This is a genomic window from Curtobacterium sp. PhB136 (genome assembly GCF_004346855.1).
GTDB lineage: Bacteria > Actinomycetota > Actinomycetes > Actinomycetales > Microbacteriaceae > Curtobacterium.
This window is the reverse complement of sequence record NZ_SMGH01000011.1, coordinates 199,479-215,574: the sequence shown is the minus strand read 5'-3', so window position 1 is coordinate 215,574 and position 16,096 is coordinate 199,479. Positions and strand designations below refer to the sequence as shown.

General features: G+C 72.5%; 14 protein-coding genes. 3 read left to right on the top strand and 11 right to left on the bottom strand.

Annotated elements, in window-relative coordinates; genetic code table 11:
* Window positions 1-753: 753 nt before the first annotated feature.
* The 3 genes from rlmN to EDF27_RS18940 form a co-directional block, all read right to left on the bottom strand.
* Window positions 754-1,995 carry a 23S rRNA (adenine(2503)-C(2))-methyltransferase RlmN gene (rlmN, locus tag EDF27_RS18950; RefSeq protein ID WP_123656462.1) on the bottom strand — a complete coding sequence of 414 codons (1,242 nt, stop codon included), beginning with the start codon at window positions 1,993-1,995 and terminating at the stop codon, window positions 754-756.
* A gap of 30 nt (window positions 1,996-2,025) precedes the next feature.
* Entirely contained in the window at window positions 2,026-2,964 is a 939-nt protein-coding gene (locus tag EDF27_RS18945) for a C40 family peptidase (RefSeq protein WP_132050572.1), read from the bottom strand.
* Between the two features lie 172 nt (window positions 2,965-3,136).
* On the bottom strand, window positions 3,137-3,910 hold the full coding sequence (locus tag EDF27_RS18940) for a pyridoxamine 5'-phosphate oxidase family protein (protein ID WP_132050570.1): 774 nt from the start codon (window positions 3,908-3,910) through the stop codon (window positions 3,137-3,139).
* 57 nt (window positions 3,911-3,967) lie between these two features.
* Here EDF27_RS18940 and EDF27_RS18935 point away from each other — a divergent pair, with 57 nt between their 5' ends.
* On the top strand, window positions 3,968-5,437 hold the full coding sequence (locus EDF27_RS18935) for a PLP-dependent aminotransferase family protein (protein ID WP_132050568.1): 1,470 nt from the start codon (window positions 3,968-3,970) through the stop codon (window positions 5,435-5,437).
* Here EDF27_RS18935 and EDF27_RS18930 read toward each other — a convergent pair.
* Together EDF27_RS18930 and EDF27_RS18925 are read right to left on the bottom strand one after the other, a co-directional pair.
* On the bottom strand, window positions 5,427-6,266 hold the full coding sequence (locus tag EDF27_RS18930) for an alpha/beta hydrolase (protein WP_132050566.1): 840 nt from the start codon (window positions 6,264-6,266) through the stop codon (window positions 5,427-5,429). The two genes, EDF27_RS18935 and EDF27_RS18930, sit on opposite strands and share 11 nt — an antisense overlap.
* Window positions 6,267-6,336: 70 nt before the next feature.
* Complete coding sequence (locus tag EDF27_RS18925) at window positions 6,337-7,014, bottom strand: FCD domain-containing protein (RefSeq protein ID WP_132050564.1); 678 nt, start codon at window positions 7,012-7,014, stop codon at window positions 6,337-6,339.
* Between the two features lie 56 nt (window positions 7,015-7,070).
* Between EDF27_RS18925 and EDF27_RS18920 the strand changes: the two genes are divergently transcribed.
* Window positions 7,071-8,849, top strand: a complete 1,779-nt coding sequence (locus tag EDF27_RS18920) for a 2-isopropylmalate synthase (protein ID WP_243698428.1) — start codon at window positions 7,071-7,073, stop codon at window positions 8,847-8,849.
* A 177-nt stretch (window positions 8,850-9,026) separates the two neighbouring features.
* Here the strand turns inward: EDF27_RS18920 and EDF27_RS18915 are convergent, their stop codons facing one another.
* From EDF27_RS18915 to EDF27_RS18890, 6 genes are read right to left on the bottom strand one after another with little or no spacing between them, the layout of a single operon-like run.
* Window positions 9,027-9,941 carry a phosphogluconate dehydrogenase C-terminal domain-containing protein gene (locus EDF27_RS18915; protein WP_132050562.1) on the bottom strand — a complete coding sequence of 305 codons (915 nt, stop codon included), beginning with the start codon at window positions 9,939-9,941 and terminating at the stop codon, window positions 9,027-9,029.
* The gene (locus tag EDF27_RS18910; protein WP_132050551.1) at window positions 9,938-10,768 is read right to left on the bottom strand and encodes a sugar phosphate isomerase/epimerase family protein; all 831 of its coding nucleotides are present in this window, start codon (window positions 10,766-10,768) and stop codon (window positions 9,938-9,940) included. Before EDF27_RS18910 ends, EDF27_RS18915 begins: the two co-directional genes overlap by 4 nt.
* The gene (locus EDF27_RS18905) at window positions 10,765-11,556 is read right to left on the bottom strand and encodes a triose-phosphate isomerase family protein (protein ID WP_132050549.1); all 792 of its coding nucleotides are present in this window, start codon (window positions 11,554-11,556) and stop codon (window positions 10,765-10,767) included. The genes EDF27_RS18910 and EDF27_RS18905 overlap by 4 nt, the downstream gene beginning before the upstream one ends.
* Entirely contained in the window at window positions 11,553-12,035 is a 483-nt protein-coding gene (locus EDF27_RS18900) for a ribose-5-phosphate isomerase (RefSeq protein WP_132050547.1), read from the bottom strand. The genes EDF27_RS18905 and EDF27_RS18900 overlap by 4 nt, the downstream gene beginning before the upstream one ends.
* Before the next feature lie 29 nt (window positions 12,036-12,064).
* Window positions 12,065-13,786 (bottom strand): dihydroxyacetone kinase family protein, encoded by a 1,722-nt coding sequence (locus EDF27_RS18895; protein WP_132050545.1) that lies wholly within the window; start codon window positions 13,784-13,786, stop codon window positions 12,065-12,067.
* Complete coding sequence (locus EDF27_RS18890; protein WP_132050543.1) at window positions 13,783-15,165, bottom strand: MFS transporter; 1,383 nt, start codon at window positions 15,163-15,165, stop codon at window positions 13,783-13,785. The genes EDF27_RS18895 and EDF27_RS18890 overlap by 4 nt, the downstream gene beginning before the upstream one ends.
* Before the next feature lie 115 nt (window positions 15,166-15,280).
* Between EDF27_RS18890 and EDF27_RS18885 the strand changes: the two genes are divergently transcribed.
* On the top strand, window positions 15,281-16,027 hold the full coding sequence (locus EDF27_RS18885) for a FadR/GntR family transcriptional regulator (protein ID WP_123656437.1): 747 nt from the start codon (window positions 15,281-15,283) through the stop codon (window positions 16,025-16,027).
* The last annotated feature ends 69 nt before the right edge of the window (window positions 16,028-16,096 follow it).

Sequence of the window (16,096 nt, the reverse complement as noted above, 5' to 3'; positions counted from 1 at the left end):
GGACGTCCCACAAGTGGAACGCCACGGGGTCAATAAATTGGCATTGACAATGTGCACGCTGTTGAGTTCTCAAGGACCAGACGCACTCCCCGCTCAACCCGCAACAGGTTCCGCCAGAGAGGCATTCGTTCTTGTGCCACCCGAGGACACGTCGAATCACTTCGACTTCTTCGGGGGCTGGTTGCCTGAGCGGGACCCCGTCCGGACTGCGTCTCCAGGGCTTGCACCCTGTGACCGTCTCGGCCGTTCCGTTCTCCGCCTCAGCGGCAACGAGTGATTACTTTACACAGGGCCTGGGGGCCCCGCCAACCGTCGTGCCTCCCGGGCGTGTCGCGGCGCTGGATCCCCGTGGTTCCGCGGATCGGGGCTCCGGATGTGGCGGCGGGAGACGAGTGCGCGCGCATCGTCCGACAGTGCAGAGGTCGATCGACTTCCGTCGTGTCGGAGCATGCGGACGCATCCACTGCGTCCGCATGGGTCGACAGCGCGCGAGTCGATCGTCATGTGCGGTGTCGGAAGGGTTGCGCGGATCGGGAGCGGCACCCGCGGCGCCGCGGGCCGCAGGCTTCGGGCAGCAGCGGGCAGCAGCCGGCAGCCGGCAGCGGGCACCGCGGGCAGCGGGCCGGGCACCGCGGGCAGCGGGCACCGCGGGCAGCGGGTGCCGGGCAGCGCGGGCCGGGCTCCCCGGGAACGACGAAGGGCACGATGCGCGAACGCATCGTGCCCTCGGACCGGGCGCCAGGGACCGGGCGGCTACTCGGCTGCGGCGAGCTGCCCGCAGGCGCCGTCGATCTCCTTGCCGCGGGTGTCGCGGAGGGTCGTCGGGATGCCGGCGGCGTTGAGGCGGCGGACGAACTCGTCCTGCACGTGCACCTCCGACGAGGTCCACACGGAGCCGGGCGTCGGGTTCAGCGGGATCGGGTTCACGTGCACCCAGCCCTTGCCACGCTTGTTGAGCTTCTCCGCCAGCAGATCGGCACGCCAGGCGTGGTCGTTCATGTCCTTGATGAGCGCGTACTCGATCGAGACCCGTCGACCGGTCTTGAGGTAGTAGTTGTGGGCGGCATCGATCGCCTCGTCCGCCTTCCACCTCGAGTTCACCGGGATGAGCTCGTCGCGGAGCTCGTCGTCTGGCGCGTGCAGGGACAGCGCGAAGGTGATCGGGATGTCTTCCTCGGCGAGCTTCAGGATCGCGGGCACCAGGCCGACGGTCGACACCGTGATGCCGCGTGCACTCATCCCGAGTCCGTGCGGCTGCGGGGCCACCATCGTCCGGACGGCGTCCATCACGCGCTTGTAGTTCGCCAGGGGCTCCCCCATGCCCATGAACACGATGTTCGTGACGCGTTCGGCGTCGACGCGGTCCTTGCCGCCCTTGCGCGGGTCACCGCCGAGCTCCCCGGCGGCGATGGCGGCGTTCGCGCGGACGATCTGCTCGATGATCTCCGCGGTGGACATGTTCCGCGTCAGCCCCTGCTGGCCGGTCGCGCAGAACGGGCAGTTCATGCCGCAGCCCGCCTGGGACGAGACGCAGAGCGTGATGCGCCCGGGGTACCGCATGAGCACCGACTCGACGAGGGCGCCGTCGTGCAGCTTCCAGAGGAACTTGATCGTGTCGCCCTTGTCCGTCGCGAGACGCCGGGTCTCGGTCAGCAACGGCGGGAGCATGCCGGCGACGAGTTCCTCGCGCTGGGCAGCGGGCAGGTCCGTCATCCGGTCGGGGTCGGACGTGTAGTGCGTGAAGTAGTGCGTCGAGAGCTGCTTGGCGCGGAAGCCGGGCAACCCGAGCTCCTTGACCTTCGCCTCACGCTCTGCGACCGAGAGGTCCGCGAGGTGCTCCGGCGGCTTGCCGCGCTTCGGCGACGCGAACTGCAGCAGCGGTCGGCCTTCGCCGTCGGTGGCCTGGGTCCAGCCCTCGGTCCGGGGACGCACCTGCGGGCGGGCAGAACGTGCTGCCTGCTGTTCCTCGAACGGGGTGCGGGTCTCGGTGGCCATCACTCCAGCTTACGGGACGGGCGCGCCCCGTCAGGAACCGGCGGGCAGCAGGCGTGCGAAGTGGTGTGCGGCGGAGTACATCGGCACGATGTCGACGACCTCGCCCGGGTGCGGCGCCTGCAGCACGAGGCCGTCGCCGAGGTAGAGCCCGACGTGGTCCTCGTTGTCGTACACGACCATGTCGCCCGGCTTCGCCTCGGAGTCCGGGATCGTCGTCGCGGCGGCGTCCTGCGTCGGGACGTAGTGCGCGAGCTGGATGCCCACCGCCTGGTACGCCACCATCGTCAGGCCGGAGCAGTCGATGCCCGCGTGACTCGCGCCGCCCTCGACGTACGGGTCGCCGAGGTACTGCAGTGCCGTCTGGAGGATCGTCGCCCGGTCGCCGCCGGCGGACAGTGCGGCGGAGATCGTGGCCTCGGCCTGCGCGGTCGTCACGCCGAAGCGGGTGACGAGTGTCGGGTAGGACACCACCGAGGTGGTCGTCATGCCGTCGGTCGAGGTGATCGGGATCTCGACGTCGTGCGCCACCGTGTACGTCTGCAGGTGCTGCGACGTCGTGGTGGTGGTCGGCGCCGCCGTGACCTCGGGCGTCGCGGCGTTCGCCGGCATCGAGAGGGTCAGCGCCGAGGTGAAGGCCAGGGCCGGTGCGAGCAGGATCGCCGCACGCTTGGCGTTGGCGGCACGGCGGACGTGCCGCGGGTCCAGGGCGCGCTCGGCACGGAGCACTCCGGTGCGTGAGACGAACGCGGCACCGGCGGCAGCGCGCGCGACGGGTTCCGACGGACGCGCCGGGGCCAGCGAGACGACGCGGGCCGGCTTCTGGTGCTCGACGAAGGTGGAACGGGCCACGACGGGTCCGGCGGCCGAGCGACGTCCGCGCGGACGAGCCGGGGGTGCCACGGGTGCTGCTGTCGACGGGGTCGGTGCGTGCAGGCCGTCGTCGGCTGCGGGCAGAGCGTGGCGTCCCATGGTTCCTTCCGGGTACGAGTCGACCGCCTCGGGAACGGGACTCGGGAAGATAACGTATTGGTCACGAACCTGATCCCGGCTGGGGAAGCGCTGTCGTTTCCTGCAGCCCGTCACAGGAACGACGGTCCGGTCCAGCCGTTCCCGAGCCGTTCGGGGCCCTGCAGCTGACCCGTCAGACGGCCGCTGGCCGCATGACGGCGGCGAGTCGGGCCTCCCGGGCGGTCGCGACGGCCTCGAGACGTGACGCGAGCCCGACGATGGACGGGTCCACGCGCGCGTCCCCCGGCGTGTCCCCCGAAACGGTCCCCGGGATCGGAGCGCCTGCGCGGACCGCGAGCGGCAGGACCCCCGCCCAGACGCCGTGGTCCTCGCCGTCGTCGACGGCCTCGCCGACGCCCGCGAACCGCACCTTGACGCTCGCGTGCTCGAGCGGGAGCTGCAGGACCTGGGTCTGGCGGACCTCCTTCGCGGTCATCTCGCGGACCTCGTCGCGGCGGCCGGGCATCAGGTGGTCGCTGACCTGCCAGAGCGCCTCGGCGCGGAGCTCGGCCGGGACGACGGTGGCGCGACCGGCGATCATCGCGCTGCGGTAGTTCGCCGAGCTGTCGAAGGTCGAGCGCGCGAAGACGATGCCGTCGAGGTGCGTGACGGTCGCCGCGACCTGGACTCCTTCCGGACCGGCGTCGAGGAACAGGCCACCGCCGGTGGATCCGTGCAGCAGGAGGACCGGACCTGCGCCGAGGTCGCCGACGCCGCAGAGGAAGGGCAGCACGATCGGGTGGCCGCCACGGACGAGGCCGACGTGGGCGACGAAGGCCTCGGCGAGGACCTCGCGGAGGGCCCCCGGGTCGGTCTGCTGGCGGTCGCGCTTGCGGCGGACGGTCATGTCGGGGTGGTCGGGGTGGGGCGCGGCCTGTGTGTGCGGGGCGGGGTGGGGCGTCGTCATGGGCCCACGCTAGGTTCGGGAGTGGACCAGTCAGTAGTCCAGATGACGGGGTGATGCATGGACCAGTTCGGGAAGACGGCCGGGGTCGTCGCACGGATCCGCGGGATGGTCCACGACGGGACGCTGCGGTCCGGGGACGCGCTGCCGTCCACGCGTGCGCTGGCCGCGGAGCTCGGTGTCGCGCGCGGCACGGTCGTGGCGGCGTACGAGCAGCTCGACGGCGAGGGGTACATCCGGACGCGGCACGGGGCGGCGGCGCGGGTGGCGGCCTCGGTCGACGGTCCGGTGCCGGTCGGTGCCGCTGCCGGCGTCCCGGTCGTGCCGGGAGTCTCGGCGGCCTCGGCCGCCGCGGGCGCCTCGGCAACCGGCGCGCCTGCCGCCCCCTCCGACGCAGCGCCGACGACGACGGTGATCGACTGCCGCCCGGGCATCCCCGCGGTCACCGCGATCTCGGACCGGGACTGGCGGGCAGCCTGGCGCGCCGCAGCCGACCTGCCAATCCGCAACGCGCTCTCGGACCCGCTCGGCCTCCCCGCGCTCCGCGAGCAGGTCGCCGCCCAGCTCGGCCTGAGCCGGGGTTTCGCGCCGGATCCCCGCCGGGTGGTCATGGCCGCGGGCACGTCGGAGGCGCTCTCCCTCGTCACCGAGGCGCTCCGGGTCTCGCTCGGCCGCGCCCCGCGGATCGCCGTCGAGGACCCCGGGTACCGGACCGGACACCGGGCGGTGGTGAACGCCGGCGGCGAGGTCGTGGGGGTCCCGCTCGACGAGGACGGGCTCGACCTCGACGTCCTGCGCGCGGGCGGCCGGTTCGACGCCGTGATGGTCACGCCGACGCACCAGTACCCGCTCGGGTCGGTGATGCCGGTCGCGCGGCGGCGAGCGCTCCTCGACTGGGCCGACGCGACCGGGACGCTCGTCATCGAGGACGACTACGACTCCGAGTTCCGGCACCGCGGGCAGCCCGTCCCCGCGCTCGCGGCGCTCGACCCGGGCGTGCTGCACGTCGGCGGGTTCTCGAAGTCCTTCGACCCGCGGCTGCGGTGTGCGTACGTCGTGCTGCCCGCGGGGCGCCCCGACGTCGCGCTCGCCGTCACGGCGGCCCGGGTCGCGCGGGGCGCCGTCGTCGCGGAACCGGTGCAGGCAGCGGTCGCGCACCTGCTGCGGACGGGCGCGTTCCGGCGGCACCTCGGCCGGGTGCGGCGGGACTACACGCACCGGCGTGCGCTGATCGTCGCGCGGCTCACGTCCGCCGCGGGCTCCGTCCCCGGCCTGGAGGCTCGGGCCCTGACCGGCGGGCTGCACACGGTGGTGTCGTGGTCGGGTCCACTGCGCGGTGCGGCCGTGGTGGGCCGGCTCGCGTCGCGCGGGGTGCTCGTGGCGGACCTGGCGGACTACGAGGTCACGGCGGGGAGCGCCGGCGAGGGGGTGGTCCTCGGGTACGGGGCGGTGTCGCTGCCGGCGTTGGAGCGTGCGCTCGACGCGTTGGTCGAGGTGCTCGGCGCGGGGTGTGGTTCGGTCACGGGGTGAGGTGCGCCCGCGCGCGGGCCTGCACGGCTGCGGCGTCGCGGTGGTCCCAGAAGGCGAAGTGCGTGCCGCCGGGGAGCATGACGAGCTCGGCGTCCGGCAGCTCCGACGCCGCCCGGGTGCTGTGGACGGGGAGGACCTCGGTGTCCGCGTCGCCGTGGACGAGGAGCACCGGCGCACGGACCTCCTCGAGTCCGAGCGACGTGATCGCCCCGAGGGTCCGGACGTCGTTCGACCACCCGGTGCGGTGCCGACCCGAGGTGTTCCCGGTCGCGGCGACGTCGAGCATGAAGGCGCGGCGATCCGGGTCCGCGAGCACGTCCGACACGTGGTCCCGCAGCGCTCGACCGCGGAGGGAGCTCACGCCGGACATCGCAGCGAGCACGGTCGTCCGCGGGGCGTGCGCGGCGAGCCACCCGGACACCCGGGCGCCGACGGCGGTGTGCGACACGACGTACTCCGCCGGGTGCGGTCGTGCGGGGGCCCATGAACCGCTGACCGCCGAGGCCGCGACGACCGCGTGCACCCGGTCCGGGTGGCGCGCCGCGAGCCGGTAGGCGGCCGGTCCCCCACCGGACCACGCGAGGACCCCGACCCGGTCGATGCCGAGGCCGTCGAGCACACCGGCGAGGAGGTCGGCCTCGTCGTCGATCGACGCGTGCGCCGGGTCGAGCGGGGTGCCGAGGTAGCCAGGACGCGAGACGAGCACGCTCCGGAACGTGTCCTCCGGCAGGAAGCGGGACATCACCCGGGCGGCGTCGATCCCGCCCGGGGAGCCGTGGAGCACGAGGACGGGGACACCGGCGCCCCTGGTCGTGGCCTCCACGTGCATGCACCGAACCTAGTGGCCGCGCCCATGCGCACGCTGCCACCAACCGGAGACGTCGTTCAGGACGTGCGGCTCAGGACAGCGCGGCCACGATCGAGGCCAGGTGCGCCCGGCTCAGCGTCGCCGCGGTGTCGGCGTCGCGGGCTGCGATCGCGTCGACGAGCAGCGTGTGGACGTCCTGGTCCGCGTCGTCCCCGTGCGTCCCGCGGATCCGCAGCATGTCCACCATCGCCGCCCGGCTGCGCGGGGTGAAGCCGTCGAAGAGGTCGAGGAGGATCGGGTTCCCCGCGGCGGCGACCACCGCGCGGTGGAAGGCGGTGTCTGCATCGACGTGCGCTTCCACGTCCGTGCCCGCCCCGCGCTGCCGGTCCCGGTCCATGAGCGCCCGCCGGATCGTCCGGAGCGCGGTCGGGGTGCGCCGGCGCGCGGCCAGTGCGGCGGACTCGACCTCGATCGCGGCGCGGGCCTCGAGCACGTGCTCGATGTCGGCGCGGCGGAGCACGGCGTCCCAGTCCTCCGGGGCATCGAGCGCGGTGACGAACACCCCGGCACCCTGCCGCGATGCGAGGACCCCGCGTCCCGCGAGCTGCCGGATCGCCTCGCGCACGGTGGACCGTCCGACGCCGAGCTGCGGCGCGAGGGTCGTCTCACCGGGCAGCTTCGCGCCGAGCTCCCACTCCCCCGCACGGACACGGTCGAGCAGCAGGTCGGCGGCCTGGTCGGCGAGCGGGGTCCTGCGTACCTGCGTCATGACGCCAGCGTACCTCACCCCTCTACTTGTCTGAGGAGTTGTGCTAGCGTCCCGCCATGGCTCCCCCGACGACCCTCCACCGCCCCTCCTCCGTCTGGAACCGGCAGCAGCCCTCGCCGATGCCCTCGCACCGGTACCGCGACGTGTTCCACCGCGTCGCGGTCCCGCTCGTCGACCGCTCGTGGCCGACCGCTCGCATCACCACCGCGCCGCTCTGGGTGCCGGTCGACCTCCGCGACGGCAACCAGGCGCTCGCCGAGCCGATGGACCCCGAGCGCAAGCGCCGCTTCTTCGAGCTGATGGTGCGGATGGGCTACAAGGAGATCGAGGTCGGGTACCCCTCGGCATCGCAGACGGACCACGACTTCGTGCGACTCATCGCCGAGACGCAGGCCGCTGGCAACCCGATCGCCCCCGACGACGTCACGATCGTGGTGTTCACGCCGGCCCGGGCGGACCTCATCGCGCGCACCGCCGAGTCGATCCGCGGCATCCGGAACCCGGTGGTCGTGCACATGTACACGGCGGTCGCCCCGGTCTGGCGCGACGTCGTCCTCGGGCGCGACCGCGCGGCCCTCCGGGACATGGTCCTCACCGGCGCCGACGACGTCCTCCGGCACACCGCCGACATGCCGAACGTCCGCCACCAGTTCTCGCCCGAGGTGTTCAACCTCACCGAACCGGACTACGTGCTCGAGCTCTGCGACGCGATCACGACGCGGTGGGACGCGACGCCGGAGCGGCCGGTGACGCTCAACCTGCCGGCGACGGTCGAGGTCGCCACGCCGAACGTGTACGCCGACCAGATCGAGTACGTGCACCGGAACCTGGCGCGCCGCGACGCGGTCGTCCTCTCGGTGCACCCGCACAACGACCGCGGGACCGGGATCGCGTGCGCGGAACTCGCCGTCCTCGCCGGGGCGCAGCGCGTCGAGGGCTGCATCTTCGGCAACGGGGAACGCACCGGCAACGTGGACATCGCCACGCTCGCGCTCAACCTGCACGCGCAGGGCGTCGACCCGATGATCGACTTCTCGGACATCGACGAGGTCCGCCGCACCGTCGAGGACGCCACCCGCATCGAGCTGCACCCGCGACACCCCTACGTCGGCGACCTCGTGCACACCGCGTTCAGCGGCACCCACCAGGACGCCATCCGGAAGGGCTTCGCCGAACACCGCGCACGCGCCGCCGCCGAGGGCCGGGACGAGCGGGAGATCGACTGGCGCGTGCCGTACCTGCCGATCGACCCGGCCGACCTCGGGCGCGGCTACGACGCCGTCGTGCGCGTGAACTCGCAGTCCGGCAAGGGCGGCATCGCGTACCTGCTCGAGACCGGGTACGGCATCGAGCTCCCCCGGCGCCTGCAGATCGACTTCGCCCGTGTCGTCCAGGCGCACGCGGACTCCTCCGGCGCGGAGATCGACGCGGCAGGCCTGCTCGCGCTCTTCGAGGCGACGTACCTGCGGCCGCACGACGGGGTCCACCTCGTCCACCACCGCACGGACCCGAGCGGCACGGCGATCACGCTCCGGGTCGGCGACGGCGACGGCGACTGCCACGGCCATGGCCACGGCCACAGCGCGGAGCGGACCTCGGAGCACCCGGGTGTCGGGCCGGTCGAGGCGCTCGCGGCCGCGCTCGACGGCTTCGGCCTCGGCGTCGACGTGCTCAGCCTGCACCAGTCGAGCGTGGCGGCCGGCAGTGACAGCGAGGCGCTGACCCTCGTCGAGCACCGCACCGCCGACGGCACCGCGTGGGCCGCCGGCCGCGCCCGCTCGGTGCTCGACGCCAGCCTGGCCGCGGTGCTGCGCGCTGCCGACCGTCCCCGCTGACCGGCGGACCCGGCGCGCGAGGAAAGCGACAGCGCCCCGGGCGGAGCGCCGCGCGATCGTGTCCCCGATGTCGCATCGGTCGCACGGCGAGCAGCACGAACGCGACAGTCCCCGCCCGGGATCCGGACGGGGACTGTCGCGGCAGCGCGCAGCGGCAGCGCGCAGCCGCAGCGCGCGTCAGCGCTTGACGGCGTCGATCTTCAGCATCTTGGCGATCACGCTGTCGAGCTCGCTGTCGTCGAAGACCTGCTTCCAGTCCTCCTTGATGAGCTTCTCGCGGCCGTAGCCCATCGCGATGTGGCAGGCGTCGGAGAACGGGTTCGAGCCGCGGAGACCGTTCGTCAGCGCGATCCAGGTGTGGCCGTAGAGCATCGCGCGGGCGGCATCGCGGGGCACGCCGACCCCGGTCACGGTCTCCTCGAGCGCGTCGTTGAGGAAGTCGCCGATCATGCAGGCGATGGTCTCGACGAGCGTCGGCTCGAGCACGGCGAGCTGCTTCACGGTGACCCAGTGCACCTGGATGACGGGCGCGTACATCGTCGAGATCACGGCCTCGGCGATCGCCTTCGCGCGGTCACCCTCGTCGCCGAGGGACTCGGACGCGTCGAACGCCGCGATGACCTCCTGCGGGGCGGCGATGCCGCCGAAGGTGTCGTCCCACTCCTCCTTGGTGGTGCGCTCGAGGAACACCGACGGGTGGCACGGGTGCGCCACGGCGTAGTGGATGTCCGAGCGCTTCGCGAGCAGCCCGGCGTAGGCGGCGGCCGGGTCGAGCGTCAGGATCGTCGCGCCGGCCTTCATGGCCGGGACGAGCTGCTCGGAGATGCTGCCGAGCAGGACATCGGGGACGGCGAGGATCACGACGTCCGCCGCGGCTGCTGCCTCGAGGCTGTCCGTGATGGAACGACCGAGGCCCTGGATGCGCTCCTGCCCCGCAGGCGAGGCCTCGCTGTAGAGCGTCGTGTACTCGCTCTTGGCGAAGTTGTTCGAGACGCGGGTGCCCATCTTGCCGCCGGCGCCGATCACGGCGACGGTGACGTCGGCGGTGCCCGAGCCGGCTGCGGTGGTGTGGCTGATGGCGGTGTCGGTCATGATTCCTTGCTCCTGGTGTACTCGATGGTCTGTGTCGTCCACGCCGCCTCGGTGCGGGTGGTGGTCTGTGCGGGGTCGCCGGTCGCTCCGACGGTGGCGTCCTGCCACGGCAGCCAGAACTCGATGACCCGGTTGATGCCGCGGACCTCGGGGGCGATCGCGGCACGGACGGCGTCGTGGTCGATGCGGCCGGTGCCGATCGGGACGCCGGTGTACTGGAACCCGACCCAGCCCGGCGAGCGGGTGAAGTCGGCGTCCTTGACGTGCCAGTTCACGACGTGCGGCAGGCACGCCTCGACGACGTCGGACGGGTGCTCGAGGTTCGCCACGGTGTTCGCCGGGTCGAGGCAGATCCCGAGCGACGGTGAGCCGATCGCGGCGACGACGGCGACGAGCTCCGTGGTGGGCACGACCTCGTACGTCTCGAGGGCGAGCACCACGCCGGCCGCCTCGTACGCGGGAAGGGCGTCGCGCAGGCGTCGTTCGGTCTCGGCTGCGGAGGGCAGGTCGTCGCCGGAGCTCCACATCGAGCGGACCAGCGTCGCCCCGAGCGCGAGGGCGATGTGGAGCCAGCGCGCGAGGTGGGCGGGCGCGGTGCCCCTGGTCCCGACCTCGAGCGTGAGCCCGAGCGACGCCGCGAGCCCGCGGATCGATGCCAGACGCTCGTCCGACGCGGTGTCGAGCGCCAGGTGGTCGCAGATCTGGAAGAGGTCGACACCCTGTGCGGCGGCGTCGCGCATCGCGTCGTCGAGGGACATCGGCGACGGGACGCGGTCCGACATCCGCCAGAAGTACGCGTACGTGGAGAGGCCGAGGAGGGAGGTCATGCCGTCACCGCCAGTGCCTGGGCCTCGTCGAGGATCGTGCGGATCGCGGTGGGGTCGTGCGCGAACCGCCCGAGGAACAGGCCGCCGATACGTCCCCGCCCGCGGGTGAGGAGGCCCGGTCCGGCACTGCCGCCGTAGACCACGACGCTGCCGGCGAGCTCGGGCCGGGTGGCGAGGTGCTCCTCGATGCCCGCGAGGACCTCGACGATGTGGTCGTCCGGCGCCGGCTGCGGTGCCCCGATCGCCCAGACCGGCTCGTACGCCACGATGACGGGACCGGCGATGCCGTCGGTGACGGCCGTCGAGACGAACCGGTCGAGCTGGCCGGTCACGTCCGCGATCGCGCTCTGCCGGGAGGCCCGGGTCGGCTCCCCGACGCAGATCAGGGGTCGCAGGTGGTTGCGGAAGGCGGCGTGCACCTTCCCGGCGACGTCCTGGTCCGTCTCGTGGAACATTCCGCGACGCTCCGCGTGCCCGATCTCGACGAGGTCGACGCCGATCTCGGCGAGCTCGCGGCCGGAGACCTCACCGGTGAAGGCGCCCTCGTCCGCCCACGCCAGGTCCTGGGCGCCGAGGAGCACCGGAGTTCCCTCGAGCGCGGCACGGACGGGGACGAGCGACGGGAACGTCGGGATCACGAACAGCTCGACCGCACCGCTGGTGACGGCGGGGTGGTGCCGGGCGATGTCGGCCACGGCGGATGCCCACGCCAGCGTCCGGGCGTGCCCGAAGTACATCTTCAGCGACACCCCGATCGTCAGTCGGGGCGTCGCCGTGGCCAGGCTCATGCGTCGGTCCCGACCGGGGCGCTGCCGTCGTAGGAGCAGATGGCAGCGACCTTCTCGGCGCTGGCGGACGTGGTGTCGAACTCGTAGCCGAGCCACTCCTTCGCCATCCGGCGGGCGACCTCGACCCCGACGACGCGCTGGCCCATGCAGAGCACCTGCGCGTCGTTGGAGAGGACCGAACGCTCGACGCTGAAAGAGTCGTGCGCGGTCACGGCACGGATGCCGGGGACCTTGTTCGCCGCGATCGCCACACCGAGGCCGGTGCCGCAGATCAGGATTGCCCGGTCCGCTTCACCGGCGGCGACCATGCGGGCCGCGTCGACGGCGACGTGCGGGTAGGCGGTGTGCCCGTCCGCGTCGACACCGACGTCGACCACGGACACGACGCGCGGGTCCGCCTCGAGGTCCCGCTTGATGATCTCCTTGTAGTCGAAGCCGGCGTCGTCCGAGCCGACGACGAGACGGAACTGGGTGCTCATGGGTGTGCCTTTCGTGTGGTGCGTGCGGGTCAGGCCGGGACGGAGATCGTCGACAGGACGGCCGCGGTGATGAGGGCGAACGAGATCGCTCCGGCGTCGGGGGTGCCGACCGCGTCCTCGCCGTGGGTCCGCGCGCGGCCCATCTTCGGCAGCAGTGCGGCGGTGGCGTCGGCGGCGGCGGTCGCAGCGGCGGTGGCCTCGGACCATGCGGTCACGAGGGGGTCACCGGCAGCGATCCGGGCGGCGAGCACGTCGTCGAACGGGACGAGCGCGTCGACCATCGTCTTGTCCCCGACGACCGCGCCGAAGGCGAGGACCGCGTCGACCGCGGCGTGCACCGCGCTCTGGACGGTGGCGGGCTCCGGACGTTCCTCGTCCCCGATGACGCGACCCATGGCCTCCAGGGCGGCACCCCAGATCGCACCGGACGTGCCACCGGCCTTGTCGGACCAGGCATCTCCGGCGATCGCGAGGACGCTGCCGGCGCCCGCACCGCGCGCTGCGGCGTCGGTCGCGGCCGCGTCGGCGGCAGTGGACCCGCGCTGCATGCCGATGCCGTGGTCGCCGTCGCCGGCGACCGCGTCGATCCGGCCGAGCTCGTCGGCGTGCGCGTCGATCGTGCGGCGGACCGCGGTGATCGCCTCGGCGACGACGCGGGCGGACTCCTGGGACTCGGGGGTGCCGGGGGTGACCGGGACCTCGACGCCGGCGGCGAGCACGGCCTCGGGCAGGCGCTCCTGCGGCACCGCACCGCCCTTGCGGAAGGCGGGGCTGTCGGCGGGCGCTGCCCACAGTTCCTCGAGCTCGGCGTCGAGCCAGAACAGCGTCAGGGAGACGCCGGCCATGTCGAACGACGTGACGAGCTCGCCGACCTCGGGCTCGACGACGATCGCACCGGCGGCGGTGAGCTGCTGCTGGACGGCACCGAAGACGACGAAGAGCTCCTCGTACTTCACCGAACCGAGGCCGTTGAGGATCGGCACGACCCGCGCACCGTCGACCGCGACGCCGGACGGCAGCTCGGTGAGGAGCTTGCCGACCAGCAGCGTCGCGAGCTCCGACGCCGTGGGGACGTCGGCCTCGTCGATGCCGCGCTCGCCGTGGATGCCCATGCCGATCGCCATCCGGCCCTCGGGGACGGTGAAGAGCGGCTCGTCGGCGCCGGGGAGCGAGCAGCCGGAGAAGGCGACGCCGAAGCTCCGGGTGCGGTCGTTGGCGCGGCTCGCGATCGCGGTGACCTCGTCGAGGGAGTCGCCGCGTTCGGCCGCGGCCCCGGCGACCTTGAAGACGCAGAGGTCACCGGCGATGCCGCGCCGCTTGTGCGCCTCGGTACTCGGCGCCGAGGCGACGTCGTCCGTGACCCGGACCGTGCGGACGTCGATGCCGGCATCGGTCAGGGCACGGGCCGCCGCGTCGAAGTTCAGGACGTCACCGGCGTAGTTGCCGTAGGAGAGGAGGACACCCCCGCCGTGCTCGGCCGCCTTCGCCACCGCGGTGATCTGCTGGGCGCTGGGGCTGGCGAAGAGGTTGCCCATCGCCGCTCCGGCAGCGAGTCCGTGGCCGACCAGCCCGCCGAACGCCGGGTAGTGGCCGGAGCCACCGCCGACGACGAGGGCGACCGTGCCGTCCGGGCTGGTGGTCGAGCGCGCGACGCCGCCGTGCACCTTCCGGACCCGTGCCCGGTTCGCGGCGACGAAGCCGTCCACCATCTCGTCGGCAAAGTCCGCCGGGTCGTTGAACAGCCGGGTCATGCGCCTGCCTCCTGCGTGACCGCGCGCTCGGCGTCGGTCATCGTCGGTGCGTCGCCCAGCCGGTGCCGACGGGAGACGATCACCATCAGCACGCTGGAGAGGACCATGAAGAACCCGACGATGAACATCGGGACCTGGTAGCCACCGGTCCACTCGCTCACCGCACCCGTGATGTAGGGCGCGGCGAAGCCACCGAGGTTGCCGACGGTGTTGATCAGTGCGACACCGGCGGCCGCTGCGGCCCCGGAGAGGAACTGCGTCGGGACGGTCCAGAAGTTCGGCAGCGCCGCGAAGATCGAGCACGCGGTGATCGCGATCACGGCCACCGTGGCGGCAGGCGAGTTCATGAACAGCGCCACCGGGATGCTGAGGCCACCGACCAGGGCGGGGAGCGCGATGTGCCAGACCTTCACGCCGCGACGGAACGCGTCACGCGACCAGAAGTAGAGGACGACGGCCGCCGGCACGTACGGGATCGCCGTGATGAGGCCCTTCTGGAACAGGTCGAACGTGGTGCCGAACTGCTCCTGGAAGCCGTCGATGATCGTCGGCAGGAAGAAGCTCAGGGCGTAGAGGCCGTAGATGAAGCCGAAGTAGACGAACGCGAGCATCCAGACGCGGCCGTTGCCGAAGGCCGCGCGGAGGCCGCCCTTGCCATGGCCGTCGTCCTTCGCCGTGTTCTCCTTGGCGAGTGCGGACTCGAGCCAGAGTTTCTCGTCCTCGTCGAGCCACTTCGCCTGGGACGGCTTGTCGCGGAGCACGAAGAGGCAGAGGATGCCGACGATGATCGCCGGGATCGAGACGCAGAGGAACATGAAGCGCCAGCCGGCCAGACCGCCGAGCAGTCCCTCGTGGGTCATCAACCAGCCGGCGAGCGGGGAGCCGATGACGCTCGTGAGCGGCTGCGCCAGGTAGAACAGCGCGAGCATCTTGCCGCGGTGCCGTGCCGGGACCCACGTGGAGAGGAACAGGATCGCGCCGGGGAAGAACCCGGCCTCCGCGACGCCGAGCAGGAAGCGCAGCCCGACGAGCTGCGGGTAGTTCTGCACCCACGTGAAGAGCAGCGAGACGAGGCCCCACGTGATCATGATGCGGGCGAGCCACACGCGAGCACCGAACTTGTGCAGCGCGAGGTTCGAGGGCACCTCGAGCACGAGGTAGCCGATGAAGAACACCCCGGACGCGAAGCCGAACTGCGCTGCGGTCAGGCCGAGGTCGGCTTCCATCCCGTTCGGCGCCGCGAAGGAGATCGCGGTGCGGTCGAGGAAGTTGATGAAGAACATCAGTGCCACGAAGGGCACGATGCGGATGGCGATCTTCCGGATGGTCGTCTTCTCGACGATGGAGGTCGGAATGCCTCGCGTGGCGGGGATGTCCACGATGACTCCTGCTCGGTGATGGTGACGGGCGCTTCGGTGCGCCCAGAACAGTGTGCAGCGCCTCGTCACAATTTGTCAACCGGTTGACCAGTTGACCGACCGGTACGCTTCCCCCATGCCCGCGTTCAGCGAGAACGACCCCCTCAACATCCGGCTCGAACTCGAGTCCGTGCCGACCGGGTCCCCCGCCTCCGAGGTCGCCCGCCAGCTCGTCGCGCTGCTCACCGCCGGCGACCTCGCACCCGGCTCACGGTTGCCGTCGGAGCGCGTGCTCGCGGAACGGCTCGGCGTCGGCCGGTCGGCGGTGCGCGAGGCCCTCGCCGCCCTCGAGATCCTCGGCATCGTGCAGATCCGGCCCGGATCGGGCACGTACCTCCGTGGCGGGACGTCCGACCTGCTGCCGACGACGCTGTCCTGGGGGCTGATGCTCGCGTCGAACCGCACCCGTGAGCTGCTCGAGATCCGGTCCTCGCTGGAGCGGACGGCCGCGATCCTCGCCGTGCAGCGTGCCAGCGACGAGGAACTCGACGCACTCGGCGCGACGCTCGACCAGCAGGCCGCGGCCCTCGACGACCCGCCGGTGTTCATCGAGGCCGACGTCCGCTTCCACATCCTGCTCGCGCGGGCCGGCGACAACGACGTCCTCGCCGACCTGCTGCAGAGCCTCCGCTCGATGCTCAGCGTGTGGGTCGGCCGCCGGGTCACCACGCGCGAGGCCACCGAGGCGGCGTACCGGGAGCACCGGGAGGTCTACGACGCGATGCGCGCCCGGGACGTCGCGGCGACCCAGCGGGCGATGGACGCGCACATGGCGACGGCGAGCGCCCGAATCGAGCACGCGGACCCCGTCCCCGCGGAGTAGCGGGGCGCGGACCTGCGCTGTGTCGGACGGGAGGCTCGGCGCACGTCCGGCACCGAGCCTCCGGTCCGT